This is a genomic window from Mycobacterium sp. 852002-51961_SCH5331710, assembly GCF_001665535.1.
Lineage (GTDB): Bacteria > Actinomycetota > Actinomycetes > Mycobacteriales > Mycobacteriaceae > Mycobacterium.
Map to the genome: position 1 here is coordinate 25024 of NZ_LZSQ01000115.1, position 26089 is coordinate 51112.

At 69.6% G+C, this 26089-nt stretch carries 22 protein-coding genes; 20 read left to right on the forward strand and 2 right to left on the reverse strand.

Annotated features, from left to right (window positions below; translation table 11 throughout):
* Positions 1-17: 17 nt before the first annotated feature.
* The 15 genes from A5752_RS21115 to A5752_RS21185 all read left to right on the forward strand — a co-directional run bounded on the left by A5752_RS21115 (position 18) and on the right by A5752_RS21185 (position 15930).
* Positions 18-1535: a UDP-N-acetylmuramoyl-L-alanyl-D-glutamate--2,6-diaminopimelate ligase gene (locus A5752_RS21115; protein ID WP_067089715.1), complete on the forward strand. Its 1518-nt coding sequence runs from the start codon at positions 18-20 to the stop codon at positions 1533-1535.
* Complete coding sequence (locus A5752_RS21120) at positions 1532-3049, forward strand: UDP-N-acetylmuramoyl-tripeptide--D-alanyl-D-alanine ligase (protein ID WP_067089718.1); 1518 nt, start codon at positions 1532-1534, stop codon at positions 3047-3049. The genes A5752_RS21115 and A5752_RS21120 overlap by 4 nt, the downstream gene beginning before the upstream one ends.
* The gene (mraY, locus tag A5752_RS21125; protein WP_067089721.1) at positions 3046-4125 is read left to right on the forward strand and encodes a phospho-N-acetylmuramoyl-pentapeptide-transferase; all 1080 of its coding nucleotides are present in this window, start codon (positions 3046-3048) and stop codon (positions 4123-4125) included. The genes A5752_RS21120 and mraY overlap by 4 nt, the downstream gene beginning before the upstream one ends.
* Positions 4118-5593, forward strand: coding sequence for a UDP-N-acetylmuramoyl-L-alanine--D-glutamate ligase (murD, locus tag A5752_RS21130; protein ID WP_156614064.1), 1476 nt, complete (start codon positions 4118-4120; stop codon positions 5591-5593). Before mraY ends, murD begins: the two co-directional genes overlap by 8 nt.
* Positions 5594-5608: 15 nt before the next feature.
* Positions 5609-7114 carry a putative lipid II flippase FtsW gene (gene ftsW / locus A5752_RS21135; protein WP_502686766.1) on the forward strand — a complete coding sequence of 502 codons (1506 nt, stop codon included), beginning with the start codon at positions 5609-5611 and terminating at the stop codon, positions 7112-7114.
* A 95-nt stretch (positions 7115-7209) separates the two neighbouring features.
* Positions 7210-8277, forward strand: a complete 1068-nt coding sequence (gene murG, locus A5752_RS21140) for an undecaprenyldiphospho-muramoylpentapeptide beta-N-acetylglucosaminyltransferase (protein WP_231983479.1) — start codon at positions 7210-7212, stop codon at positions 8275-8277.
* A gap of 38 nt (positions 8278-8315) precedes the next feature.
* Complete coding sequence (gene murC, locus A5752_RS21145; RefSeq protein ID WP_067089780.1) at positions 8316-9719, forward strand: UDP-N-acetylmuramate--L-alanine ligase; 1404 nt, start codon at positions 8316-8318, stop codon at positions 9717-9719.
* Entirely contained in the window at positions 9716-10648 is a 933-nt protein-coding gene (locus tag A5752_RS21150; protein WP_067089732.1) for a cell division protein FtsQ/DivIB, read from the forward strand. The genes murC and A5752_RS21150 overlap by 4 nt, the downstream gene beginning before the upstream one ends.
* A 197-nt stretch (positions 10649-10845) precedes the next feature.
* Entirely contained in the window at positions 10846-11985 is a 1140-nt protein-coding gene (gene ftsZ / locus A5752_RS21155) for a cell division protein FtsZ (RefSeq protein WP_067089734.1), read from the forward strand.
* Between the two features lie 19 nt (positions 11986-12004).
* Positions 12005-12712 (forward strand): peptidoglycan editing factor PgeF, encoded by a 708-nt coding sequence (gene pgeF, locus A5752_RS21160; protein WP_067089737.1) that lies wholly within the window; start codon positions 12005-12007, stop codon positions 12710-12712.
* Between the two features lie 8 nt (positions 12713-12720).
* On the forward strand, positions 12721-13512 hold the full coding sequence (locus tag A5752_RS21165) for a YggS family pyridoxal phosphate-dependent enzyme (protein ID WP_067089783.1): 792 nt from the start codon (positions 12721-12723) through the stop codon (positions 13510-13512).
* A 13-nt stretch (positions 13513-13525) separates the two neighbouring features.
* Positions 13526-14158 (forward strand): cell division protein SepF, encoded by a 633-nt coding sequence (locus A5752_RS21170; protein ID WP_067089739.1) that lies wholly within the window; start codon positions 13526-13528, stop codon positions 14156-14158.
* 120 nt (positions 14159-14278) lie between these two features.
* Positions 14279-14569 (forward strand): YggT family protein, encoded by a 291-nt coding sequence (locus tag A5752_RS21175; RefSeq protein ID WP_067089743.1) that lies wholly within the window; start codon positions 14279-14281, stop codon positions 14567-14569.
* Positions 14570-14774: 205 nt separating this feature from the next.
* Positions 14775-15584, forward strand: coding sequence for a DivIVA-like cell division protein Wag31 (gene wag31 / locus A5752_RS21180; RefSeq protein ID WP_067089746.1), 810 nt, complete (start codon positions 14775-14777; stop codon positions 15582-15584).
* A 25-nt stretch (positions 15585-15609) separates the two neighbouring features.
* A complete protein-coding gene (locus A5752_RS21185) occupies positions 15610-15930 on the forward strand; it encodes a phage holin family protein (protein WP_067089748.1) in 321 nt (106 codons plus the stop codon).
* Here the strand turns inward: A5752_RS21185 and A5752_RS21190 are convergent.
* Positions 15927-16619 carry a phosphoribosyltransferase gene (locus tag A5752_RS21190; protein ID WP_067089751.1) on the reverse strand — a complete coding sequence of 231 codons (693 nt, stop codon included), beginning with the start codon at positions 16617-16619 and terminating at the stop codon, positions 15927-15929. The two genes, A5752_RS21185 and A5752_RS21190, sit on opposite strands and share 4 nt — an antisense overlap.
* A 95-nt stretch (positions 16620-16714) precedes the next feature.
* Between A5752_RS21190 and A5752_RS21195 the strand changes: the two genes are divergently transcribed.
* Positions 16715-18064: a TIGR01777 family oxidoreductase gene (locus A5752_RS21195; protein WP_067089754.1), complete on the forward strand. Its 1350-nt coding sequence runs from the start codon at positions 16715-16717 to the stop codon at positions 18062-18064.
* On the opposite strand, the gene A5752_RS21200 is transcribed toward A5752_RS21195, so the two are convergent.
* A complete protein-coding gene (locus A5752_RS21200) occupies positions 18043-18768 on the reverse strand; it encodes a type 1 glutamine amidotransferase (RefSeq protein ID WP_067089756.1) in 726 nt (241 codons plus the stop codon). The genes A5752_RS21195 and A5752_RS21200 overlap by 22 nt on opposite strands.
* 50 nt (positions 18769-18818) lie before the next feature.
* On the opposite strand from A5752_RS21200, the gene A5752_RS21205 reads away from it, so the two are divergent.
* The 4 genes from A5752_RS21205 to A5752_RS21220 all read left to right on the forward strand — a co-directional run bounded on the left by A5752_RS21205 (position 18819) and on the right by A5752_RS21220 (position 26002).
* Positions 18819-20363 carry a phospholipase D family protein gene (locus tag A5752_RS21205; RefSeq protein WP_067089759.1) on the forward strand — a complete coding sequence of 515 codons (1545 nt, stop codon included), beginning with the start codon at positions 18819-18821 and terminating at the stop codon, positions 20361-20363.
* Positions 20360-21901, forward strand: a complete 1542-nt coding sequence (locus A5752_RS21210; RefSeq protein ID WP_067089761.1) for a phospholipase D family protein — start codon at positions 20360-20362, stop codon at positions 21899-21901. The genes A5752_RS21205 and A5752_RS21210 overlap by 4 nt, the downstream gene beginning before the upstream one ends.
* 72 nt (positions 21902-21973) lie before the next feature.
* Positions 21974-25246 carry a helix-turn-helix transcriptional regulator gene (locus tag A5752_RS21215; protein ID WP_231983477.1) on the forward strand — a complete coding sequence of 1091 codons (3273 nt, stop codon included), beginning with the start codon at positions 21974-21976 and terminating at the stop codon, positions 25244-25246.
* A 9-nt stretch (positions 25247-25255) separates the two neighbouring features.
* Entirely contained in the window at positions 25256-26002 is a 747-nt protein-coding gene (locus A5752_RS21220; RefSeq protein WP_067089766.1) for an alpha/beta fold hydrolase, read from the forward strand.
* Positions 26003-26089: the final 87 nt, after the last annotated feature.

Consider the following 26089-nt stretch of genomic DNA (forward strand, 5'->3'; position numbering starts at 1 on the left):
GGTACTGTGTCAACGCCATGAACCTGCGACCCAGCCATCCCGCCGGCGCGGCGCTCGGTCCGTTGGCCGGGCAGGTCCAGGCGGTGCCCGCGGGCGGCGCCGTGCCGGACATCCGCGTCACCGGCGTCACGCTGCGCAGCGGTGACGTCGAACCCGGGGACCTGTTCGCGGCGTTGCCGGGGGCCGCGGCGCACGGCGCCCGCTTCGCCTCGGAGGCGCTCGCGCGCGGAGCCGTCGCGATCCTCACCGACCCGGACGGGCTGGTGCTAGTCGGGACCGACGTCGAGGTCCCCGTGCTGATCCATCAGGCTCCGCGCTCGGTGCTCGGTGAGTTGGCCGCCGAGGTGTACGGACGGCCGTCCGAACGGCTGCGGATCATCGGGGTCACCGGCACCTCCGGCAAGACCACGGCCACCTATCTCGTCGAGGCGGGACTGCGGTCGGCCGAACGGGCGGCGGGGCTGATCGGCACCGTCGGAATCCGGATCGACGGGCGCGATCAGGCCAGCGTCCTCACCACACCCGAAGCGCCGGATCTGCAGGCCCTGCTCGCGGCGATGGTCGAGCAGGGCGTCGACACCGTGGTGATGGAGGTGTCGAGCCACGCGCTCACACTCGGCCGCGTCGACGGCGTGCACTTCGCGGTCGGCGGATTCACCAACCTGTCGCGCGACCACCTCGACTTCCACCCGACGATGCGGGACTACTTCGAGGCAAAGGCTCGGCTGTTCGATCCCGAATCCCGCAATCGCGCAGACCTTTCCGTGCTGTGTGTGGACGACGACGCGGGCCGGGAGATGGCCAGGCTGGCGCGCGATCCGGTGACGGTCAGCGCGACCGGTCGCGTCGCCGACTGGCGCATCGAGGACATCCGCACCGTCGACCGCAACGCGCAGGAGTTCTTCGCGGTGGACCCGGCGGGTGTGCACCACGGCCTGCGGATCGGGTTGCCGGGTCGCTACAACGTGGCCAACTGCCTGCTCGCGATCGCGCTGCTCGACGCCGTCGGCGTGTCACCCGAACAGGCCGCGCCGGGGCTGCGCGGCGCGACGGTGCCCGGCCGGATGGAGCCCGTCGACCGGGGGCAGGACTTCCTCGCGGTGGTCGACTACGCCCACAAACCCGGCGCCCTGCAGGCCGTGCTGTCGACGCTGCGGGCGCAGACCGAGGGCCGGTTGGCGGTCGTGTTCGGCGCGGGTGGGAACCGCGACCCGGGCAAGCGGGGGCCGATGGGCCGCGTCGCCGCCGAACTGGCCGACCTGGTGGTGGTGACCGACGACAATCCGCGCGGCGAGGACCCGGCCGAGATCCGCGCGGCGATCGTGGACGGGGCGGGCGAACAAACGGGAGCCGAGGTCGTCGAGATCGGTGACCGTCGCGCCGCGATCGAGCACGCGGTGGGGTGGGCGAGGCCCGGCGATGTCGTGCTCATCGCCGGCAAGGGCCACGAGGCGGGTCAGACCAGCGCCGGGGTGACGCGCCCCTTCGACGACCGCGAGGAGCTTGCGCGGGCCCTCGAGGGACGCCGGTCATGATCGACTTCACGCTCGCCCAGATCGCCGAGATCGTCGGCGGCCGGCTCACCGACATCTCCGAGGCCGACGCCGCGACCGTCAGGATCACCGGCACCGTCGAGTTCGACTCGCGGGCCGTCACCCCCGGAGGTCTCTTCCTCGCCTTACCGGGAGCCCGCTCCGATGGACACGACTTCGCCGCCATGGCAGTGCAGGCGGGGGCGGCGGCAGTGCTGGCGGCGCGGCCGGTCGGGGTGCCTGCGATCGTCGTGGACCCGACGCCGGAGACCTCCGACCGCGCGGCGGGGGTGCTCGAACACGATGTCGACGGCTCCGGCGCGGCCGTGCTCACGGCGCTGGCGAAGCTGGCCGGGGCGGTCGCCGCGGAGCTCGTCGCGGGCGGGCTGAGGATCATCGGTATCACCGGATCGTCGGGTAAGACCTCCACCAAGGATCTGGTGGCCGCGCTGTTGGCGCCGCTCGGGGAGGTGATCGCGCCGCCGGGATCGTTCAACAACGAGCTCGGCCACCCGTGGACGGTGCTGCGCGCGACGCGGTCCACCGACTTTCTGGTGCTGGAGATGTCGGCTCGCCATCGCGGCAACATCGCCGCGCTGGCCGCGATCGCCCCGCCGTCCATCGCGGCGGTGCTCAACGTCGGCACCGCGCACCTCGGCGAATTCGGCTCGCGTGAGGCTATTGCCGAGACGAAATCCGAACTGCCGCAAGCAGTTCCGGCAGACGGCGCGGTGATCCTCAACGTCGACGACAGTGCGGTGGCCGCGATGGCCGCGAAGACCGCCGCGCGCGTCGTGCGGGTGTCGCGGGAGCCCGGCGGCCGGGACGTCGACGTGTGGGCCGAGGCGGTCACGCTCGACGAGTTGGCCAGGCCGCGGTTCACCCTGCACGCCGGCGCGGAGCGGGTCGACGTCGCGCTGGCCGTGCACGGCGACCATCAGGTGTCCAACGCGTTGTGTGCGTCGGCCGTCGCGCTGGAGTGCGGCGCCTCCCTCGAGCAGGTGGCCGCAGCGCTGGCCACAGCCGGTCCGGTGTCCAAAAACCGCATGCAGGTCGTCACCCGCAGCGACGGCGTCACCGTCATCAACGACGCCTACAACGCCAACCCGGACTCGATGGCCGCAGGCCTCAAGGCGCTGGCGTGGATGGCCCGCCGGGGAGGTGGAGGCCGCCGTAGCTGGGCGGTGCTCGGCGAGATGGCCGAACTCGGAGACGACGCGATATCCGAGCATGACCGCATCGGCCGGCTGGCCGTGCGCTTAGATGTGTCACGACTCATCGTCGTCGGAACCGGGAGGACTATGAGCGCCATGCACCACGGCGCGGTGATGGAGGGATCGTGGGGGGCTGAGGCCACCATGGTCGCCGACGCCGACGAGGCGCTGGACCTCCTGCGCGCCGAACTGCAGCCGTCCGACGTGGTGCTGGTGAAGGCCTCGAACGCGGCCGGTCTCAGCGCGCTTTCCGACGCCCTGCTCGATACCGGATCGGCCGAAACCCGGGATCCGCACGCATGAGGCAGATCCTCATCGCCGTCGGCATCGCGCTGACGGTCTCGATCCTGCTCACTCCGGTGCTGATCCGGCTGTTCACCCGCCAGGGCTTCGGCCACGAGATCCGCGAGGACGGGCCGCCCACGCACGCCAAGAAGCGCGGCACGCCGTCGATGGGTGGGGTCGCGATCGTCGCCGGCATCTGGGCCAGTTATCTGGGCACGCACCTCGTCGGCGTCGTGATCGAGGGCCGGGGACCGTCGGCGTCCGGCCTGCTGGTGCTGTTCCTGGCCAGCGCGCTCGGCGTCGTCGGCTTCGTCGACGACCTGATCAAGATCCGGCGCTCCCGCAATCTCGGGTTGAACAAGACGGCCAAGACCGTCGGCATCCTGGCCGCCGCGGTGATCTTCGGCGTGCTCGCCCTGCAGTTCCGCAACGCCGACGGGTTGACCCCCGGCAGCGCAGAACTGTCCTATGTGCGCGAGATCGCCACGGTCACACTGCCGCCCGTGCTGTTCGTGCTGTTCTGCATCGTGGTGGTCAGCGCCTGGTCGAATGCGGTGAACTTCACCGACGGCCTGGACGGGCTGGCCGCAGGCGCGATGGCGATGGTGTGCGCGGCCTACGTGCTGATCACGTTCTGGCAGTTCCGCAACGCCTGCGCCACCAGCCCGGGCCTGGGCTGTTACAACGTGCGCGATCCGCTCGACCTGGCGATCATCGCCGCGGCCACGGCGGGCGCCTGCATCGGTTTCCTGTGGTGGAACGCCGCGCCGGCGAAGATCTTCATGGGCGACACCGGTTCGCTGGCCCTCGGCGGCATCATCGCCGGGCTCTCGGTGGCCAGCCGCACCGAGATGCTGGCCGTGGTGCTCGGCGCCCTGTTCGTCGCCGAGGTCGTCTCGGTCGTCGTGCAGATCCTCGCGTTCCGGACCACCGGCCGCAGGGTGTTCCGGATGGCGCCGTTCCACCACCATTTCGAGCTGGTGGGGTGGGCCGAGACGACGGTGATCATCCGGTTCTGGTTGCTCACCGCGATCGCGTGCGGGCTCGGCGTCGCGTTGTTCTACAGCGAGTGGCTGACCACCGTCGGTGCCTGACATGACCGTCGAGCCGCTGCTACCGGGGGCGCGGGTGCTGGTGACCGGCGCGGGCCTGACCGGCCGCTCGGTCAGCGCCGTGCTCGAGCCCACCGGCGTGCGGCTGACGATCTGCGACGACGACCCGCTGGCCCTGCAACGGCTGATCACACCCGCGAAGGTGGTCACCACCGCCGAGGCCGAGGCCACCATCGGCGAGTACGCGCTCGTCGTCACCAGCCCGGGGTTCGCCCCGACCACGCCGGTGCTGGCCGCGGCGGCGGCCGCGGACGTCCCGATCTGGGGCGATGTCGAACTGGCCTGGCGGCTGGACCAGGCGGGCTGGTTCGGGCCGCCGCGGCGCTGGCTGGTCGTCACCGGGACCAACGGCAAGACCACGACCACCTCGATGCTGCACGCCATGCTGGTCGCCGCGGGACGACGGGCGGTGCTGTGCGGCAATATCGGCAACCCGGTGCTCGACGTGCTCGCCGAGCCGTCCGATCTGCTCGCGGTCGAGCTGTCGAGCTTCCAGTTGCACTGGGCGCCGTCGCTGCGTCCAGACGCGGGTGTGGTGCTCAATGTGGCCGAGGACCACCTCGACTGGCACGGCTCCATGGCTGCCTATGCCCACGCCAAGGCCCGCGTGCTCAACGGACGCGTCGCCGTCGCCGGGCTCGACGATCCGGTAGCGGCGGGGCTGCTGGAGACCGCGGCCGCGCCGACGCGTGTGGGTTTCCGGCTGGGGGAGCCCGGGCCGGGCGAACTGGGGGTGGCCGACGGAACGCTCCTCGACTACGCGTTCGGCGATCCGCCTGAAGGCGGATGGCGGCTGGTCGACGCGGCGTCGATATCGGTGGCCGGCCCGGTCGGGGTGCTTGACGCGCTGGGCGCCGCGGCACTGGCCCGCGCGGTCGAGGTGCCGCCGTCGGCGATCGCCGACGCGTTGGCCGCCTTCCGGGTGGGCAGGCACCGCGCCGAGGTCATCGGAACCGTCGACGGTGTCGCCTACGTCGACGACTCGAAGGCCACCAACCCCCACGCCGCCCAGGCGTCGATCGCCGCCTACCCGCGCGTGGTGTGGGTGGCCGGCGGCCTGCTCAAGGGTGCCTCGGTCGACGAACTGCTGATATCGGTCGCGAATCGGCTGGTCGGGGCCGTGTTGATTGGCCGCGACCGGGCATTGATCGCCGAGGCGTTGGCGCGACACGCCCCGGATGTCCCCGTCATCGAGGTTGTGACGGGGGAGGATTTTGGGGTGCAAGGGACAAATGAGTCGGATGTTAGTGCTGTTACTAGTGTGATCAGACTCGAAGGCCAGCCCTCCGGCGACGCGATCATGGCCGCAGTGGTCGGCGCCGCCCGCGACCTCGCCCGGTCCGGCGACACGGTGTTGCTGGCGCCGGCGGGTGCCTCCTTCGACCAGTTCAGCGGCTACAGCCACCGCGGCGACGCGTTCGCCGACGCCGTGCGCGCCCTGACCCGGTAGCCGCCGATGACGACCATCCTGACCCGGCTGCGGCTTCGCAGGGCGGGCGCCGAAGACAAACCGGTCGAACCGGTGCCCGCGACCGCCGGGCCCCGGACTCGGGTCGGGGCGTGGCTGGGACGCCCGATGACGTCGTTCCACCTGATCATCGCGGTGGCGGCGCTGCTGACCACGCTGGGCTTGACGATGGTGCTCTCGGCGTCGGGGGTGTACTCCTACGACCAGGACGGCTCGCCGTGGGCCGTGTTCGGCAAGCAGGTGCTCTGGACGGTCATCGGGCTGTTCGGGTTCTACGTCGCGATGCGGATCCCGGTGCAGCTGATGCGGCGGATGGCGTTCTCGAGCTTCGCGCTGACGATCGTGCTGCTGATCCTGGTGCTGATCCCGGGTATTGGCACGGTGTCCAACGGATCCCGCGGCTGGTTCGTGATCGCCGGGTTCTCGATGCAACCCTCCGAGCTGGCCAAGATCGCGTTCGCCATCTGGGGCGCGCATCTGCTGGCCGCACGCCGCATGGAGCAGGCCACGCTGCGCGAGATGCTGATCCCGCTGGTGCCTGCGGCGTTCGTCGCGCTGGCGCTCATCGTCGCCCAGCCCGACCTGGGGCAGACGGTGTCGCTGGGCATCATCCTGCTGGGCCTGCTGTGGTATGCCGGCCTGCCGCTGCGGGTGTTCCTGTCCTCGCTGTTCATGGTCGTGGTGTCGGCCGCGGTGCTGGCGATGGCCGAGGGTTACCGGTCCGCGCGGGTGCAGTCGTGGCTGAACCCCGGCGCCGATACGCAGGGGTCGGGCTATCAGGCCCGGCAGGCCCGGTTCGCGCTGGCCAACGGCGGCGTGTTCGGCGACGGTCTCGGCCAGGGCGCGGCCAAGTGGAACTACCTGCCCAACGCGCACAACGACTTCATCTTCGCGATCATCGGCGAGGAGCTCGGCTTCATCGGCGCAGGCGGGCTGCTGTGCCTGTTCGGCTTGTTCGCCTACACCGGCATGCGAATCGCCCGGCGTTCGGCCGATCCGTTCCTGCGGCTGCTCACCGCCACCGCGACGCTGTGGATCATGGGCCAGGTGTTCATCAACGTCGGCTACGTGGTCGGCCTGCTGCCCGTGACCGGGCTGCAGCTGCCGCTCATCTCCGCCGGCGGAACCTCAACGGCGACAACGCTTCTGATGATCGGCATCATGGCGAGCGCGGCGCGCCACGAACCGGAGGCGGTCGCGGCGCTGCGGGCCGGGCGCGAGGACAGGGTCAACAGCCTGCTGCGGCTGCCGCTGCCGGCGCCGTACGTGCCGCCGCGGATCGAGATGGCGCGGGAGCGGCTCGGCAAGCGCGGCGCCGAACGCTCGGGCAAACCCGGCAAGGCCGCGCGCGGCCGGACTCCCAAACCGGCCTCGAAGCAGGCGCCCAACCCCGCACGCAAACGCCAGACGGCCGGTAAGCCCGTCCGGGCGACAAGGCATCATGGAGGCGGCCGTGCGGAGAAAAGCCGCCGGCGCGCACTGGAAGGTCAGCGTTACGGGTGAACGACACGGGTTCCGTCCCTCGGCGGCCGGGGGACGACCGGGGAGTCTCCGTGGTCCTCGCGGGCGGCGGCACCGCGGGACACGTCGAACCGGCGATGGCGGTGGCCGACGCGCTGACCGACCTCGCCCCTGACGTGCGGATCACCGCGCTCGGCACCGAGCGCGGGTTGGAGACCCGGCTGGTGCCCGAACGCGGTTACCACCTCGAGCTCATCACGCCGGTGCCGCTGCCGAGGAAACTCTCCGGCGATCTGCTGCGCCTGCCCCTGCGGGTACGCCGGGCGGTGCGCCAGACCCGGACGGTGCTCGACGAGGTCGGGGCCGATGTGGTGATCGGTTTCGGTGGTTACGTCGCACTGCCCGCCTATCTGGCCTCGCGCAGTGTGCGCCGCAGCAGGCGGGTGCCGGTGGTGGTGCACGAGGCGAACGCGAGCGCGGGCTGGGCCAATCGGGTCGGCGCCCGCTCGGCGCGCCGCGTGCTGTCCGCCGTCGCCGACCCGGGACTCGGCAGGCCGGCCGAGGTGGTCGGCGTGCCGGTGCGCGCGGCGATCACGTCGCTGGACCGCATGGCCCTGCGCGACGAGGCCCGTGCCCACTTCGGGTTCGCGCCCGACGCGCGCGTGCTGCTGGTGTTCGGCGGATCGCAGGGCGCGCAGTCGCTGAACCGAGCGGTCTCCGGGGCCGCCAAAGATCTTGCCGCGGCCGGTATCTCGGTGCTGCACGCGCACGGTCCCAAGAACACCCTCGAGCTGCGCGAGCCGGCCGACGGCGACCCGCCGTACGTTCCCGTCCCGTACCTGAACCGGATGGACCTCGCGTACGCCGCCGCCGATGTGGCGATCTGCCGCTCCGGGGCGATGACGGTCGCCGAACTGACCGCGGTCGGGCTGCCCGCGGTGTACGTCCCGCTGCCGATCGGCAACGGCGAACAACGACTCAACGCGCTGCCGGTGGTCAACGCCGGGGGCGCGCTGATGGTCGCCGACGCCGACCTGTCGCCGGCCTTCGTCGCCGAGACCGTCGTCGATCTGCTCACCGACACCGGCCGGTTGCAGACCATGACGGCCGCTGCCGCGCTGGCCGGACACCGCGACGCGGCCAGACGGGTCGCCGAGATCGCGTTGGAAGTCGCGCACGCCGAGCGCCGAAAGAGGCTGCGGTGAAACCGAAGTCGTTACCCGAAGAGCTGCAGCGCGTGCACATGGTTGGCATCGGGGGTGCCGGCATGTCGGGCATCGCACGCATCCTGCTGGACCGTGGCGGGCTGGTATCGGGTTCGGACGCCAAGGAATCGCGGGCGGTGGCCGCGCTTCGGGCCCGCGGCGCCGCCATCCGGATCGGTCATGACGCCTCCTCGCTGGATCTGCTGCCGGACGGGCCGACCGCCGTCGTCACCACCCATGCCGCCATCCCCAAGACGAACCCCGAACTGGTCGAGGCGCGTCGGCGCGGTATCCCGGTGATCCTGCGGCCGGTGGTCCTGGCCAAGCTGATGGCCGGCCACACCACGCTGATGGTGACCGGCACGCACGGCAAGACCACGACCACCTCGATGCTGATCGTGGGGTTGCAGCACAGCGGTTTCGATCCGTCGTTCGCGGTGGGCGGCGATCTCGGGGAGGCGGGCACCAATGCGCACAACGGCAGTGGTGACTGCTTCGTGGCCGAGGCCGACGAAAGCGACGGCTCGCTGCTGGAGTACCACCCCGACGTCGCGGTAGTGACGAACATCGAGGCCGACCATCTCGACTTCTTCGGCAGCGCCGAGGCCTACGGCGCCGTGTTCGACGATTTCGTCGAACGGCTCAAACCCGGTGGCGCGCTGGTGGTCTGCACCGACGACCCCGGCGCCGCGGCGCTCGCCGAGCGCACCGCCGAGCTGGGCATCCGCGTGCTGCGCTACGGCAGCGACCCGAGCCTCCCGCTGCAGGGCACCCTGTTGAGCTGGGAGCAGCACGACACCGGCGCGGTCGCGCACATCCAGTTCGCCGACGAGTCGCACCCGCGGGTGATGCGCCTGGCGGTGCCCGGACGGCACATGGCGCTCAACGCGATCGGGGCCGTGCTGGCGGCGATCGAGGCCGGCGCGCCGACCGACGCCGTGCTCGACGGGCTGGCCGGATTCGAGGGCGTGCGCCGTCGCTTCGAGCTCGTCGGTGAGGCCAACGGCGTCCGGGTCTTCGACGACTACGCGCACCACCCGACCGAGGTGCGGGCCACGCTGAGCGCGCTGCGCACCGTCACCGAACAGGCCGGCGGCCGGTCGATCGTCGTATTTCAACCCCACTTGTACTCGCGCACACAGACATTCGCTCGCGAGTTCGGCCAGGCCCTCGACGGCGCCGACGAGGTGTTCGTGCTCGACGTCTACGCCGCCCGCGAACAGCCGATCGCCGGAGTCAGCGGCGCCAGCATCGTCGAGCACATCAGCGTGCCCGGAACCTATGTGCCCGACTTCTCCGCGGTGGCGTCGCGGGTCGCCGAGGCCGCCACGCCTGGCGACGTCGTGGTGACGATGGGTGCGGGTGATGTCACGATGCTCGGCCCGGAGATCGTCACCGCGTTGCGTATCAAGGCCAACCGGAGCACACCGGGGTCGCGATGACCGGTCCGATCGACCCCAACGCGGCCGAGGAGGCACCGGAGTCCCCGGAGCCGGCCGAACCGTCCGCCGAGGAGACGCCGCAGCCCGACGAGACATCGGCCGCCGCACCGGATTTCGAGGGGCCGCGGCGACGCGCACGCAGGGAGCGTGAGGAGCGCCGCGCCGCCCAGGCCCGGGCCATGGCGATCGAGCAGGCACGCAGGGAAGCCAAGCGGCGGGTGATGGGCAAGCCCCCGGGCGACGGCAGAAAACTGCGGCGCGGAACGGTGCGCGGCCTGAAGGTGCTGATGTGGTCCGCGTTGATCAGCGTCATCGTCGTCGGCCTCGGGCTGCTGCTGTACTTCACGCCGGTCATGGCGGTGCGCAACACCGTGGTCACCGGCGTGGGTGCGGTGACACAGGAGGAGATCGTCGCGGCGGCCGCCGTGGCGCCCGGCACGCCGCTGCTGCAGGTGAACACCGACAGCGTGGCCGAACGGGTGGCCGCGATCCGGCGGATCGCCAGCGCGCGCGTCCAGCGTCAGTACCCGTCGACACTGCGCATCACCGTCGTCGAGCGGGTACCGGTGGTGGTCAAGGACTATCCCGACGGGCCGCATCTGTTCGACCGCGACGGGGTCGACTTCGCCGTCGGGGTGCCGCCGCCGGGCGTGCCCTACATCGACACCGACAATCCCGGCCCCAACGACGAGCCGACCAAGGCGGCGCTTCAGGTGATGACGTCGTTGCGCCCGGAAGTCGCCGAGCAGGTCGCGCGCATCGCGGCACCCTCGGTCGCGGCGATCACCCTGCAGCTCTCCGACGGTCGACAGGTGGTGTGGGGGACCACCGACCGGACCGAGGAGAAGGCGCTCAAGCTCGGCGCTCTGCTCACCCAGCCGGGCAAGACCTACGACGTGTCGAGCCCCGACCTGCCGACCGTGAAGTGAACTGCGCCTCGTCCGGCGCTGGACGTTGCACGAAAAATTTGTCGCGCGTGTCGGCGCGCCTGCATCGCTAGGTCGCGACCTCGCCCTACCGTTCTGGTTGCGCGGAACAACTTGACATAACTATAACCCTCTGGTTGAGGTTTAGGGTTTGCCAAGACTCGGCGTGTCGTCGGACAACCTGGGAGGAAGGGATCGCAATGACCCCCCCACACAACTACCTCGCCGTCATCAAGGTGGTCGGCATCGGTGGCGGCGGAGTCAACGCCGTCAACCGGATGATCGAGCAGGGCCTCAAGGGCGTGGAGTTCATCGCCATCAACACCGACGCGCAGGCGTTGTTGATGAGCGACGCCGACGTCAAGCTCGACGTCGGTCGCGACTCCACGCGCGGGCTCGGCGCCGGCGCCGACCCCGAGGTGGGGCGCAAGGCCGCCGAGGACGCCAAGGACGACATCGAGGAACTGCTGCGCGGCGCCGACATGGTGTTCGTGACGGCGGGCGAGGGCGGCGGCACCGGCACGGGTGGTGCGCCGGTGGTGGCCTCGATCGCGCGCAAGCTGGGTGCGCTGACGGTCGGCGTGGTGACGCGGCCGTTCTCGTTCGAGGGCAAGCGGCGAAGCAACCAGGCCGAGAACGGCATTCAGGCCCTGCGCGAGAGCTGCGACACCCTGATCGTCATCCCCAACGACCGACTGCTGCAGATGGGCGATGCCGCGGTCTCGCTGATGGACGCGTTCCGCAGCGCCGACGAGGTGCTGCTCAACGGCGTGCAGGGCATCACTGACCTGATCACGACGCCGGGCCTGATCAACGTCGACTTCGCCGACGTCAAGGGCGTGATGAGCGGGGCGGGCACGGCGCTGATGGGTATCGGTTCGGCCCGCGGCGACGGCCGCGCCCTCAAGGCCGCCGAGATCGCGATCAACTCGCCGCTGCTGGAGGCCTCGATGGAGGGCGCGCAGGGCGTGCTGCTGTCGGTCGCCGGTGGTAGCGATTTGGGCCTGTTCGAGATCAACGAGGCCGCCTCGCTGGTGCAGGATGCCGCGCATCCCGAAGCCAACATCATCTTCGGCACGGTCATCGACGACTCGCTCGGCGACGAGGTACGGGTAACGGTGATCGCGGCCGGCTTCGACTCCGCAGGCCCGGGACGCAAACCGGTCGTGAGTCCCGCCGAGGGGCAGGGCATCACCCCGGGCAAGGCCGGCAAGGTGAGCACATCGCTGTTCGAGCCCGCGGATCCGGCGAGCGTGCCGGTGCACACCAACGGCGCGACGGTCAGTATCGGCGGGGACGATGACGACGACGTCGACGTGCCGCCGTTCATGCGCCACTGATCCGGCAATACTGGCGACCGTGACGGTTCGCATACGGCGCGTGACCACGACACGGGCCGGCGGCGTCTCCGCGCCGCCGTTCGACACCTTCAATCTCGGCGATCACGTCGGCGACGATCCGGCGGCGGTGGCCGCCAACCGAAAACGGCTCAGCGGCGCCATCGGTCTGGGCGACGACGGAATCGTGTGGATGAATCAGGTCCACAGCGATCACGTCGTCGTGGTCGACGGGGCCACCGACCGGCCCGTCGACAATACTGACGCATTGGTCACCGCGACACCGCGATTGGCTTTGGCGGTGGTTACCGCCGATTGCGTTCCCGTTTTATTGGGCGACGCGCGCGCCGGAGTGGTGGCCGCCGTGCACGCCGGACGCGTGGGCGCCCAGAAGGGCGTCGTCGCCCGCACGGTGGAGGCGATGCTGTCGCTCGGCGCGCACCCCGAGGACATCTCGGCGCTGCTCGGACCCGCGGTCAGCGGACGCAATTACGAGGTCCCCGAAGCCATGGCCGCCGAGGTCGAGACCGCGCTGCCCGGTAGCCGCACGACGAGCGCGAAGAACACGCCCGCCCTCGACTTGCGAGCCGGAATCCACAGGCAGCTAACGACTTTGGGCGTCACCGCCATCGACGTCGACCCACGATGCACGGTCGAGGACCGCAACCTGTTCAGCCACCGCCGCGACGCCCCAACCGGGCGCCTGGCCTCACTGGTGTGGATGGAGTGAGCGAGACCGTGCCGTCGTCCCGCGAACTCGAACTGACCGAAGCGCTGACGGCCGTGCGGGCGCGGCTCACCGCGGCCGCCGAAGCCGCGTCACGCGATATCGCCGAAATTGAATTACTTCCGGTGACCAAATTCTTTCCCGCCGACGATGTCATTATTCTGCGCCGTTTGGGGTGTGAGGCTTTTGGCGAGTCACGCGAACAGGAAGCGTCGAATAAAGTCCGCGAAATCGCGTCGAATCCGGATATCGGACCCATTCGCTGGCACATGGTCGGACGCATTCAGCGCAATAAAGCGCGCTCCATTGCCGGGTGGGCGTATGCGGCGCACTCGGTCGACAGCCGCAAGGTGATCGACGCATTGAGCCGAGCGGCGTCCGCGGCGCTCGAGGACGGCGGCCGCGCCGAACCGCTGCGCATCTTCATCCAGGTGAGCCTCGACGGCGACGAGAGCCGCGGCGGCGTCGACATCAACAGGCCCGAAGCCGTCGACGAATTGTGCGCCGCCGCGCACGAGGCCCCGGGGCTGGAGTTCACCGGGCTGATGGCGATCCCTCCGCTCGGCGAGGACGCGGACACGGCGTTCGCGCGGGTCAACGCCGAGCTCAGAAGGGTGCAGGCCGACTACCGCCGGCGCCTCGAGTTGTCGGCCGGGATGTCGAACGATCTGGAAGCGGCGGTCAAACACGGCTCGACATGTGTGCGTGTCGGTACCGCGTTATTGGGACAACGTCCTCTACCGTCACCAGAAGTAGTCACTCCAGTCACATCTTCATCACAGACACCAAAGTCCAGGGCATGAGAAGGGTCGAGCGATGAGCACACTTCACAAGGTCAAGGCGTACTTCGGTATGGCCCCGATGGATGACTACGACGACGAGTACTACGAGGACGACGAGCGCGGCGCCTCCCGTGGATATTCGCGCCGTAGTCGAGACGATCGCTTCGACGACGACGGTTACGGCCCGGGCCGTGGCTACGACGACCGCGATTACGACGACGCCCCCGGCGGTTACCGCGGCTATGAGGACCGGTTCGAGCCGCGGCTGCGCGCACCGCGCGAGTTCGAGCGGCCGGCACCGCGGTTCGCCCCGATGCGCGGCGCCACCCGAGGCGCGCTCGCGATGGACCCCCGCAGGATGGCCGAGCTGTTCGAGGCGGGCAGCCCGCTGTCGAAGATCACCACGCTGCGGCCCAAGGATTACAGCGAGGCCCGCACGATCGGTGAGCGGTTCCGCGACGGCACCCCGGTGATCATGGACCTGGTCTCGATGGACAACGCGGACGCCAAGCGCCTCGTCGACTTCGCCGCGGGCCTGGCGTTCGCGCTGCGGGGTTCGTTCGACAAGGTCGCCACGAAGGTCTTCCTGCTGTCGCCCGCGGACATCGACGTCACCGCCGAAGAGCGGCGCCGTATCGCCGAGGCGGGCTTCTACTCCTATCAATAGGTCGGGTCACAGACGGGTAGGCTGGCGTCGCGCTCGGGCTTGAGCAGCCTCAGAGCGCGACTGCCTGTATCAAGCCTGTTGTAAAAGTCACATCTGTGCCCGTAGTGAGGACCGTCGGCGTTGTCGCTCTTCTTCGAGATCCTGGGCTTCGCCCTGTTCATCTTCTGGCTGCTGTTGATCGCGCGCGTCGTGGTCGAGTTCATCCGGTCGTTCTCCCGGGACTGGCATCCGAAGGGCGCGACGGTGGTGATCCTGGAGATCATCATGACGGTGACGGATCCGCCGGTGAAACTGCTTCGGCGGCTCATTCCCCAGCTCACGATAGGTGCGGTGCGCTTCGATCTGTCGATCATGGTGCTACTGCTGGTCGCCTTCATCGGCATGCAACTGGCGTTCGGCGCGGCGGCCTGAGACCACGCACTCGGCCGGCGTTTGCCCGGAGGAATTCGAGCGGAGAAATCGTCGCCGGGCGTGCGGCCTTGTTTGAAATTCGCTCTTAATTTCATCCTCTTCTGCAACGGCCGCGGCTGGTGTGACAGGATGGACGCCAGTTACGTTCCACCCACGCTCTACACTTTGAGACCGGTTGACTGTCCAGACTTCATAGGGGGCGACAATGCCGCTCACACCCGCCGACGTTCACAATGTCGCGTTCAGCAAGCCACCCATCGGCAAGCGCGGCTACAACGAGGACGAGGTTGACGCGTTCCTCGATCTGGTGGAGAACGAGCTGACGCGGCTCATCGAGGAGAACGCCGATCTCCGGCAGCGCGTCGCCGAACTGGACCAGGAATTGGCCTCCGCCCGCTCCGGCGGCTCCGGACAGTCGACCCAGGCCGTGCCCGTCTACGAGGCGCCCGCCCCCGAGCCCGCCGCTGCGCCGACGCCGCAGCCCGCTTACGAGGCACCGTCCGCGCAGGCCAGCGAGGACCAGGCGCTCAAGGCGGCCAAGGTGTTGAGCCTCGCTCAGGACACCGCGGACCGGTTGACCAGCACCGCCAAGGCCGAGTCGGAGAAACTGCTGGCCGATGCGCGCGCACAGGCCGACGCCCTGGTGAGCGAGGCGCGGCAGACCGCAGAGACCACCGTCGCCGATGCTCGTCAGCGGGCCGACGCGATGCTCGCCGACGCGCAGACCCGCTCCGAGGCGCAGCTGCGCCAGGCGCAGGAGAAGGCCGACGCTTTGCAGGCCGACGCCGAGCGCAAGCACTCCGAGATCATGGGCACCATCAACCAGCAGCGCACCGTGCTGGAGGGTCGCCTCGAGCAGCTGCGGACCTTCGAGCGTGAATACCGCACCCGCCTCAAGACCTACCTGGAGTCTCAGCTCGAGGAGCTCGGCCAGCGCGGTTCGGCCGCGCCCGTCGACTCGAGCGCCGGAAACGACGGCGGAGGCTTCAATCAGTTCAACCGGGGAAACAACTGAGCCGGCTGTCACCTAGGGTTGATCAATGCTGATCGTTGCGCTCGTCCTCGCTGTCATCGGCCTCGCGGCGCTGGTGACCGCGGTCGTCACCAGCAATGAATTGATCGCCTGGGTCTGTATCGCGGCCAGCGTGATCGGTGTCGTGCTCCTGATCGTCGATGCGGTGCGGGAGCGGTCGGGTCGCAAGGCCGAGACCTCCGACGAGGCGTACACCGAGACCGAACCGGAGTACTACGAGGATTACCCCGACGACCAGACCGTCGCCGAGCAGCAACCCGAGTACGCCGACGCCGACGAGGAGACCACCGTCGTCGAACAAGCCGACTCGGGCGAAGACCGCCGCTAATCTGTTGGCGCCGAACCGGATTCGTCCGGTGAGAGCAGTTCGCGCACTTCATCGTCGCTGACCTGATGGAAGTCGGCGAACACCTGGCCGACGGCCTCGAACCCCGGCGGCATTGTCGCGCAGACCACGTCGTCGGCTTCCTTGGCCAGTTCCCGGCACGCCGAGGCCGGCCCGACCGGCACCGCGACGACGATTCGGGCCGGATTGTGGGCCCGCACGGCACGCACCGCGGCGAGCATGCTGGCACCGGTGGCGATGCCGTCGTCGACGAGGATCACGGTCCTCCCCGTCAGATCGGGCGGCGGCCGGTCGCCCCGGTACGCACGCTCGCGGCGGTTCAGCTCGTCGGTCTCGCGGGCGATCGCGGCCTGGATCGCCTCGTCGCCTATGCCGAGGCTACGCACCAGGTTGTCGTTGATGACGATGCCGCCCCCGCTGGCCAGCGCCCCCATGGCCAGCTCCTCCCACTGCGGCACACCGAGCTTGCGCACCAGAAACACGTCCAGCGGCGCGTGCAACGAGTGGGCCACCTGCGCGGCGACCGGCACACCGCCGCGCGCGAGTCCGAGCACCACCACATCCTGGCCGCGGTAGGACGACAGCTCGCGGGCCAAGACCTCGCCGGCGTCCCGGCGGTCCTGATACACGCGCCTGCTGTTTCGGCGGGCGAGCCCGCTCCATCCGGTCATCACAGTCGATTCGATGTCGAGACCTTGTCAGCCTACGACCGTGGGTACCCCACCCGAACGCAATCCATCGGCACGACGGCGACGAATATCGGGGTATGGGCATCGAATACGAGGGCATGGTCGAGCACCCGCTGGACGAGGTGTTCGCCTGGCACGCGCGGCCGGGGGCGATGCGGCGGCTCGTCCCGCCGTGGCAGCCGATGACCGTGGTCGCCGAGGCGCAGTCACTGGCCGACGGGAAAGCGGTGCTCGGGCTGCCCGGCGGCCTGCGCTGGATCGCCCAGCACGATCCGGAACGCTACGACCCGCCGCACCGCTTCGTCGACGTGCTGTCCTCCGACGGCCCGACGTCCTGGCCCCCGCGCCTGGTCGGCCGGTGGACGCACACCCACTCGTTCGAAGCGGTGCCCGGCGGCACGCGAGTGCACGACCGCGTCGAGGCGCCGGTGCCGGCGGCCGCGTTGCGACCGATGTTCGCCTACCGGCATCGCCAACTCGCCGACGATCTGGCCGTCCACCGCGACGCCGCCGACGCCGGGCTCGCGCCGCTCACCGTCGCGGTCAGCGGGGCATCGGGGCTGGTCGGATCCGCGTTGACGGCGTTCCTGAGCACCGGCGGGCACCGGGTGATCCGGTTGGTGCGACGGCCCGCTGCTGGGCCGGACGAGCGACAGTGGGATCCCGCGCGACCCGAACCCGGGCTGCTTGCCGGGGTGGACGCGGTCGTGCACCTGGCCGGCGCGTCCATCGCGGGACGGTTCAGCGACGCGCACAAGGACGCCATCCGCACCAGCCGCATCGAACCGACCCGCCGTCTCGCCGAGGCGGCGGCGCGTGCCGAAGACGGACCGCGGGTGTTCGTCAGCGCGTCGGCGGTCGGCTTCTACGGTTTCGACCGCGGTGACGCGGTGTTGACCGAGGGGAGCGTGCCCGGCGACGGCTTCCTCGCCGACGTCGTCCAGGACTGGGAAGCGGCGACCGCGCCGGCCGCCGAGGCGGGGCTGAGGGTCGTCACCGTCCGCACGGGCATCGTGCAATCCGCGCGCGGCGGCACCTTGCGGCTGATGCGGCCGCTGTTCGCGGCGGGACTGGGCGGCCGGTTGGGCAGCGGCCGGCAGTGGCTGGCGTGGATCGCGCTCGACGACCTGCTCGACGTCTATCACCGCGCGCTCTACGACGCCCGGCTGACCGGTCCGGTCAACGCCGTGGCGCCCCATCCGGTGCGCAACGCCGACTACACCAGGACGCTGGCACGGGTGATGCGGCGTCCCGCGGTCTTACCGGTGCCGTCGTTCGGGCCGCGACTCTTGCTCGGAGAGCAGGGCGCCCGCGAGCTCGCCGAGGCCAATCAACGGGTTCTGCCCACCGCGCTGCAGGCGCTGGGACACCGCTTCCGCCATCCGTCGCTCGACGGTGCGCTCGCTCACGAACTCGGACACGCCTGACGGACGACGCGGGTCACGAAGCCCTGCACGAGGCGGCGTACCCGGGCGGCGGCGTCATCTGCGAATTCGTCTGTCGCAGAACGTAATTGGTCGTGGGTGAGGCCGAAGGCGGCGACCTCGCCGTCCTCGTCGTCGGCCAGCCAGACGTCCAGCAGCTCGCGGTCGACCTCGGGATGGAACTGCAGCGCGAGCGTGCGGCCGAGCAGGAACGCCTGGGACGCGTCGGCGGTGCGCGCCAGCTCGACGGCGCCAGGCGGCAGTGTCCAGCGATCGTAGTGCCATTGAAACCAGCGGCCGCCCGGAACCAGTTCGCGGCCGGCGGACTCGACGTCATACCAACCGATCTCGGGTGAGGGCGAGCGCGTCACCGTCCCGCCGAAGGCCTGGGCCAGCAGCTGTCCGCCGAAACAGATGCCGAGGATCGGAATGCCTGCGTCGGCGGCGCGGCGCATCATCGCCATCTCCCCACCGACCCAGCTGCTGCGCAACGCGTCGTCGTAGACGGGCCAGCGCGCGCCGAGCGGTACGAGCGCGTCGTACGTCAGCGGGTCGGGGAAGTTCACGTCGACTGCCGGCGAGTCCACGCGCTCGGCGGGTACCACCTCGAAAGTCTGCACATCGAAACCCGCGTCGGCGAAAGCCTCGCCCAGCAGCGCCTCGGTCGCGAGGTGCTCGTTGTAGAGGAACAGGACTCGTGCCGTCACGCGGCCATTATTCCGCGCGTAGATTGACCGCCCAGCGGGCATCCCACGGGGTGTCTGTTCTGGCCGAATGGTTTCTCACCGCCGGTGAACGCGGCAACCCCAGTTGGGAGCTGCCGGCGTGGAGCGAGGGCAACCGGGCCGAGGCTTTGATTCACGGCGCGTCTTACTTCGATCGGCTCGTCACGGAGGTGGAGAAGCTCGGCTCCGGCGATCACCTGTTCTTCGCCGACTGGCGCGGGGACGCCGACGAGCGGTTGCGCGAGGAGGGCCCGACCGTGGCGGAGCTGTTCCGCGCGGCGGCCGACCGTGGCGTGCTCGTGAAGGGTTTGATGTGGCGGTCGTATCCGAATCGCTTGCAGTTCAACGAGGAGCAGAACCGCCACCTCGCCGAGACCATCGAACGCGCAGGGGGAGAGGTGTTGCTCGACCAACGGGTGCTGGTCGGCGGGTCGCACCATCAGCGGCTGGTGCTGCTGCGCCACCCCGACGAACCCGAGCGGGACGTGGCGTTCATCGGCGGCATCGATCTGTGCCACAGCCGCCGCGACGACGCGTCGCACCGGGGGGACCCGCAGGCCGTGCAGATGTCGGCCCGCTACGGCGAGCGCCCCCCGTGGCACGACGTGCAACTCGAGGTGCGCGGTCCGGCCGTCGGCGCGCTGGACGTCACCTTCCGCGAACGGTGGACCGCGCGGGCGCCGCTGGATCTGTTCAACCCGCTCGCCTGGCTGCGCGACAAATTCGGTGGCGATTCGCGAAGGCGCCCGCTGCCGAAGCAGCCACCGGATCCGCCGACGTGCGGACCGCACGCGGTGCAGGTGCTTCGCACCTACGGTGACGCGTTGATCCAGTACGAGTTCGCCAAGGAGGGGGAACGCAGCATCGCGCGCGGTTACACGAAGGCGATCCGGCGCGCGCGGCGCCTGATCTATCTCGAGGATCAGTACCTGTGGTCCGAGGAGGTGGCGAACCTGCTCGTCGGCGCCCTGACCGAGAACCCCGAACTGCAGCTGGTGGCCGTGGTGCCACGCTATTTCGACCTCGAGGGTGGTCTGGGCCGCCCGCCGACGCTGGTGGGGCGTCAGCTGGCGCTCGACGCGTGCCGACGCGCCGCGCCGGACCGCGTGCACGTCTTCGATGTTGAAAACCACGAGGGCACACCGGTTTACGTGCACTCGAAGGTGTGCGTCATCGACGACACCTGGGCGTGTATCGGCAGCGACAACTTCAACCGGCGGTCGTGGACCCACGACAGCGAACTATCGTGCGCGGTGCTCGACGCCGACGACACGTTCGCGCGCGACCTTCGCCTCCGGTTGCTGCGCGAGCACCTCGATCGTGCCGAGGACGGCAGCGAGGACCAGGGCCTGACCGACCCCGTCACCGCTGTCGACGAGATCGTGGAAAGCGCACGGACTTTGGAAGAGTGGCACCAACTGGGCCGCCGGGGGTCGCGGCCACCCGGCCGGTTGCGGCCCCACGAGGCAGAGCGAGTCGACCCCCTGACACGGCTGTGGGCCGAACCCGCGTACCGGATGATCTTCGACCCGGACGGGCGCTCGTACCGGGACCGGCTGCTGAGGCGTCGGCCGTGAACGCCGAGGAGTGGTTCCTCACCGCCGAGGAGCGCGGCAACCCCGCATCGGACCTCCCGGTGTGGTGCGACGGCAACCGCGTCGAACCGCTCGTACACGGCTCGACCTACTTCGGCCAACTCGCAACCGAGGTGGAGGCGCTCGAACCGGGTGATCATCTGTTCTTCACCGACTGGCGTGGTGACCCCGACGAGAAGCTGCGTGACGACGGCCCGACGATAAGCGAATTGTTCTGCCGCGCAGCGCAACGCGGTGTGGTCGTCAAGGGTTTGGTGTGGCGATCGCATCTGGACAAGCTGGCCTACAGCGAGGAGGAGAACCGCCATCTCGGTGAGCGCATCGAGGAGGCCGGCGGGGAGGTGCTTTTGGACCAACGGGTGCGCATCGGCGGTTCCCACCACCAGAAGCTGGTCGTGATCAGGCATCCCGGCCGACCGGAACGTGATGTGGCGTTCGCGGGTGGCATCGACCTGTGCCACTCGCGCCGCGACGACGCTTCACACCGGGGCGACCCGCAGGCCCTGCAGATGTCGGCCCGCTATGGGGATCACCCGCCATGGCACGACGTGCAGTTGCGCCTGCAGGGGCCGGTAGTGGGCGCGCTGGACATGACATTCCGCGAGCGGTGGAACGATCCCGCCTCGCTGGACATGCTGAATCCGCTGGCGTGGCTGGCCGACAAGCTCCGCGGCGCCGACCTGACGGCCGAACCGCTGCCCGAGCGACCGCCGGACCCGCCGCCGTGCGGCCCGCACCGGGTCCAGGTGCTGCGGACCTACCCGGACGCCCACTTCGCCTACGACTTCGCACCGACCGGCGAGCGCGGCATCGCCCGGGCCTACAGCAAGGCGGTGCCGCGAGCCCGTCGGCTGATCTATCTGGAGGACCAGTACCTGTGGTCGAAGCGGGTGGCCAACCTGTTCGCCTCCGCGCTGCGGGACAACCCCGAGCTGCATCTGGTCGCCGTGGTGCCGCGTTATCCCGACGTCGACGGCAAGCTCGCGCTGCCACCCAACCAGGTCGGCCGCTGGCAGGCCCTCGAGACGTGTCACCGCGCCGCACCGGACCGCGTGCACGTCTTCGATGTCGAAAACCACGAGGGCACACCGGTGTACGTGCACGCGAAGGTGTGTGTGATCGACGACGTGTGGGCCTGTTCGGGCAGCGACAACTTCAACCGGCGGTCGTGGACCCACGACAGCGAGCTGTCCTGTGCGGTGCTCGACGAGGAGGGTGTGTTCGCCCGCGACCTGCGGTTGCGCCTGATGCGCGAGCACCTGGACCGTGCCGACGACGGCAGCGAGGACGGCGGACTGGCCGACCCGGCGACCGCCGTGGACGAGATCGTCGCCTCCGCACAGGCGCTTGAGGACTGGTACGCCTCCGGTCGTAGGGGGCCGCGGCCGCCGGGCCGGCTGCGTCCGAACAGGGCCGAGAAACTCGGGTTGTTGACGCGGCTGTGGGCCGAACCTGCGTACCGGCTCTTCTACGACCCCGACGGACGGTCGTACCGCGACCGGCTGAAACGGCGGCTGTGAGCGGGCAGCGCGGGTGAAATCTACGCGCTTGCGCTGATGTTTTGCCGATACCCGGGTCGCATGCTGGCTAGCATGAGCGCACTCGAGTGGAGCGAACTTGGTGTGAGCGGACTGCCGACCGGCACGGTGACGTTGCTGCTGGCCGACGTCGAGGGGTCGACGCGGTTATGGGACTCGCAGCCCGAGGAGATGCGCGCGGCGATCCGGCGGCTCGACGCGACGCTGGCCGATCTCGTGGTCATGAACAACGGAGCCCGCCCCGTCGAGCAGGGCGAGGGCGACAGCTTCGTGCTGGCCTTCGCACGGGCCAGCGATGCGGTGGCGTGCGCGCTGGCGCTGCAGCGAGCGCCGCTGGCCCCGATCCGGCTGCGCATCGGCGTACACACCGGTGAGATCCAATTGCGCGACGAGGGCAACTACATCGGGACGACCATCAACCGCACGGCGCGGCTGCGCGATCTGGCGCACGGTGGGCAGACGGTGCTGACGGGTGCGACCGAATCGATGGTCGTCGACTATCTGCCGGAGGGTGCGTGGCTGACCGACCTCGGCTCGCATCCGCTGCGGGACCTGCCCCGGCCCGAACGCGTCGTGCAACTGTGTCATCCGGACATCCGCAACGACTTCCCGCCCCTGCGTACAGCCGATTCCGCGTTGAGACATGATCTGCCCGCGCAACTGACGCGATTCATCGGGCGCCGCAAGCAGATCGGCGAGATCGGTGAGCTCCTCACCGGTCACCGGCTGGTGACGCTGACCGGCGCGGGCGGGGTGGGCAAGACGCGGCTGGCTGTGCAGATCGCGGATCGCACCGATCTGCCATCGGTCTGGTACGTGGACCTGGCGCCGATCAGCGACCCGGATCTCGTGCCCGTCGCCGTGCTGCGGGCGCTCGGGATACCCGATCAGCCGGGTCGATCGACGATGGAGAGCATCGTCGAGTTCATCGGCGCGCGTGCGGGTCTCGCGGTGCTCGACAACTGCGAACATCTGCTCGAGGTCAGTGCCGAGCTGATCACCACCCTCTTGGAACGCTGTCCGGCGCTGCGCCTGCTAGCCACCAGCCGCGAACCGATCGGCGTGGAGGGTGAGCTCGTCTGGCGGGTGGCCTCGCTGGCGATCGACGACGAGGCCGTCGAGTTGTTCGTCGACCGCGCCCGCCACGTTCAGTCGGATTTCACGCCCGCTGAGGAGGAACTCACGGTCATCGGCGAGATCTGCCGGCGCCTGGACGGTATGCCGTTGGCGATCGAACTGGCCGCCGCCCGGGTCCGCGCCCTGTCCGTGCGCGAGATCCTCGACGGCCTTCACGACAGGTTCCGCCTGTTGACCGGCGGATCGCGAAAAGCGGTGCGCCGCCAGCAGACTCTCAAAGCGTCCGTGGACTGGTCGCATCAGATGCTGACCGAGCCCGAGCGGGTCGTCTTCCGGCGGCTGGCGGCGTTCGCCGGGGACTTCGACCTCGAGGCCGCGCAGGCGGTGGCCACGGGCGGAGAGGTCGAGCGCTTCCAGGTGCTCGACCTGCTGATGCTCCTGGTGGACAAGTCGCTGGTGTTGGCCGAATCGTCCAGTGGGCGGGTGCGCTACCGATTGTTGGAAACGGTCCGCCAGTACGCATTGGACAAACTCGGTGAGTCCGGCGAAGCGGACACCGTGCGGGGCCGGCACCGGGATCACTACACCTCGATGACCGCTCAGCTCGAGGCGCCGGGGTCTGCCGAGTACGAGCGCCTCATCGCGCAGGCGGAGATCGAAATCGACAACCTCCGTTCGTCGTTCGCCTGGAGCCTCGAGCGGCACGACATCGACACGGCGCTGCGGCTCGCGAGTTCGCTGCAACCGCTGTGGCTCATGCGCGGACGGGTACAGGAGGGGTTGTCCTGGTTCAACGCCGCGCTTGGCGATCCGGCACTCGATGAGGCGTCCGATGTCGTAGCCCGACTCAGTGCAATTGCCGACTGTGCGGTGCTGCGCGCGTGGGCGGTCACGGTTGGCGGCACGGATGACCTCGAACATGCCCTGGCTACGGCGAGAGAGCTCGACGATCCCGTTTTGTTGCTTCGGGTGCTGGTGTCGTGCATAGGAGCGGCCGCATTCGATGCCCAGGCGGCCTACCCGTATATCGACGAAGCCCTGGAATTGGCACGGCGATTGGACGATCGGTGGCGGCTCTGCCAGATCCTCGGTTGGAAGGCGTTCATCGCGATCCTCCTGGGAGATCCGGTGGCGGGCCGCGCGGCTGGCGACGAGGGCCTGTCGCTGGCCGAGGCGGTCGGCGACGTGTTCATGTCACGCATGAACCAGTATTGGGGCCCCGCGATGGGGTCTTTCCAGCAGGGCGATCTGAAGTACGGCACAGACTCATTGAAGACACTTCTCGCCGAGGCCGACGCATCAGGAGACGTTTTGCATGGCCTCCTTGCACGTATCGGTCTTGCGCACGTATATGCGCTGACGGGTGATCCCGCCGCGGGTCGACGTCTTGCCGAGGAGGCCATTGAAGCCGCAGCCATCGTCGGTCCTTACCTCGAACCATGGGCGTACGCGCCGTTGGCTTACGCCGCTCTCGCAGAGGGCGATCTGCAAGGGGCCTCCCGGGCAGGTGATTTGGCGTGGCAGCGCATCAGTGCGCAGCCTGAAACGGCAATAACGAACGTCAACGCTCTGGCAGAGCTCGAACTCGCCAGAGGTGATCTGCGGGCCGCCAGGGAATACGCGGACAATGACGTGTCGCTGATGCACGGATGGCACCTGGCACGGGCCCTGGTGGTCCGCGGACGAGTCGCTCTCGCGCAGAGTGACCTGGCGCAAGCCGACGAAGATCTGCGCCGAGCGCTCGACTGCATGGCCGGCCACCAGACCTATCAGATCGCGCCCGACGCGTTCGAGGTGCTGGGCGAGTTGAGCTGTGCGGCCGGTGATCAGCGCAGTGGGGCGCGATTCCTCGGCGCCGCCGACGCCATGCGCAAACGCATGGGACTGGTGCGACTCCGGGTGCACGACGCGACGTACGCGGCGACGGTGTCGTTGCTGCGGGAGTCCCTCGGCGAGAACGATTTCGAGGCGTTGTGGGACGAAGGGACAGCGCTGTCGATCGAGGATGCCGTCGCGTACGCGCAGCGCGGGCGCGGTGAGCGTAAGCGGCCGTCGAGCGGATGGGCCTCGTTGACGCCGACCGAGCTCGGGGTGGTCCGGTTGGTCGCCGAGGGCCTCGGCAACAAGGACATCGCCGCAAGACTTTTCGTGTCACACCGGACGGTGCAGACGCATCTGACCCATGTCTACACCAAGCTGGGACTGACGTCGCGAGTGCAGCTGGCCCAGGAAGCCGCGCGGCACGCCTAGGATCGCGGTATGACAGTCGTTCTGGTGCATGGCAATCCGGAGACGGATGCGATCTGGGGTCCCTTGGTCGACGCGCTCGGCCGCGATGACGTGGTGCGGCTCTCCCCGCCCGGATTCGGCGCACCGTTGCCAGACGACTTCGCGGCGACGTACCTCGACTACCGCGACTGGCTCGAGCGCGAGCTGGAGCGTTTCGACGAACCGGTCGACCTCGTCGGACACGACTGGGGCGGCGGACACGTCGTCAACGTGGCGATGCACCGGCCCGACCTGCTGCGCACCTGGACGAGCGACGTCGTCGGGCTGTTCGATCCCGACTATGTCTGGCACGACCTGGCTCAGGTGTGGCAGACGCCGGGGGCGGGCGAGGAACTCAACGAGACCATGATGGGCGGCACCCTCGACGACCGGGCGGCGCAGATGGCCGAGCTGGGCCTGCCGGCCGACATCGCCGCATCGCTGGCCGAGGCCCAGGGACCCGAGATGGGGCGCGCGATCCTCGCGCTGTACCGCTCGGCCGCGCAGCCGGCGATCTCCGAGGCCGCGCGCGGACTGGATGCGGCCGCTTCCCGGCCGGGCCTGTCGATCCTGGCCACCGAGGATCCGTACGTGGGGACCGACGAGATGCGTCGGCGCGCGGCGCAGCGGGCCGGTGTTCGGACGGAAGTGCTCGAAGGGTTGGGGCACTGGTGGATGGTGCAGGACCCGGCGCGCGGGGCTGAGGTGCTCACGAGTTTCTGGGAGACCGTCGGCTGACAGCTGGACTTGATGCTCCTATCTCTGTTATGGGTCAAGCGGCGTCTATGGTCAGTGTGTTTAGCCATTGGCGGTAGTTGGTGGCGG

What these genes read in the sequence shown, in the direction of transcription:
- A5752_RS21220 (WP_067089766.1), top strand. Translation starts at nt 25,256, where the DNA reads ATGACAGTCGTTCTGGTGCATGGCAATCCGGAGACGGATGCGATCTGG.
- A5752_RS21215 (WP_231983477.1), top strand. Translation starts at nt 21,974, where the DNA reads ATGAGCGCACTCGAGTGGAGCGAACTTGGTGTGAGCGGACTGCCGACC.
- A5752_RS21115 (WP_067089715.1), top strand. Translation starts at nt 18, where the DNA reads ATGAACCTGCGACCCAGCCATCCCGCCGGCGCGGCGCTCGGTCCGTTG.
- wag31 (WP_067089746.1), top strand. Translation starts at nt 14,775, where the DNA reads ATGCCGCTCACACCCGCCGACGTTCACAATGTCGCGTTCAGCAAGCCA.
- A5752_RS21170 (WP_067089739.1), top strand. Translation starts at nt 13,526, where the DNA reads ATGAGCACACTTCACAAGGTCAAGGCGTACTTCGGTATGGCCCCGATG.
- A5752_RS21120 (WP_067089718.1), top strand. Translation starts at nt 1,532, where the DNA reads ATGATCGACTTCACGCTCGCCCAGATCGCCGAGATCGTCGGCGGCCGG.
- A5752_RS21185 (WP_067089748.1), top strand. Translation starts at nt 15,610, where the DNA reads ATGCTGATCGTTGCGCTCGTCCTCGCTGTCATCGGCCTCGCGGCGCTG.
- mraY (WP_067089721.1), top strand. Translation starts at nt 3,046, where the DNA reads ATGAGGCAGATCCTCATCGCCGTCGGCATCGCGCTGACGGTCTCGATC.
- A5752_RS21195 (WP_067089754.1), top strand. Translation starts at nt 16,715, where the DNA reads ATGGGCATCGAATACGAGGGCATGGTCGAGCACCCGCTGGACGAGGTG.
- murC (WP_067089780.1), top strand. Translation starts at nt 8,316, where the DNA reads ATGGTTGGCATCGGGGGTGCCGGCATGTCGGGCATCGCACGCATCCTG.
- A5752_RS21150 (WP_067089732.1), top strand. Translation starts at nt 9,716, where the DNA reads ATGACCGGTCCGATCGACCCCAACGCGGCCGAGGAGGCACCGGAGTCC.
- ftsZ (WP_067089734.1), top strand. Translation starts at nt 10,846, where the DNA reads ATGACCCCCCCACACAACTACCTCGCCGTCATCAAGGTGGTCGGCATC.
- murG (WP_231983479.1), top strand. Translation starts at nt 7,210, where the DNA reads ATGGCGGTGGCCGACGCGCTGACCGACCTCGCCCCTGACGTGCGGATC.
- A5752_RS21190 (WP_067089751.1), bottom strand. Translation starts at nt 16,619, where the DNA reads ATGACCGGATGGAGCGGGCTCGCCCGCCGAAACAGCAGGCGCGTGTAT.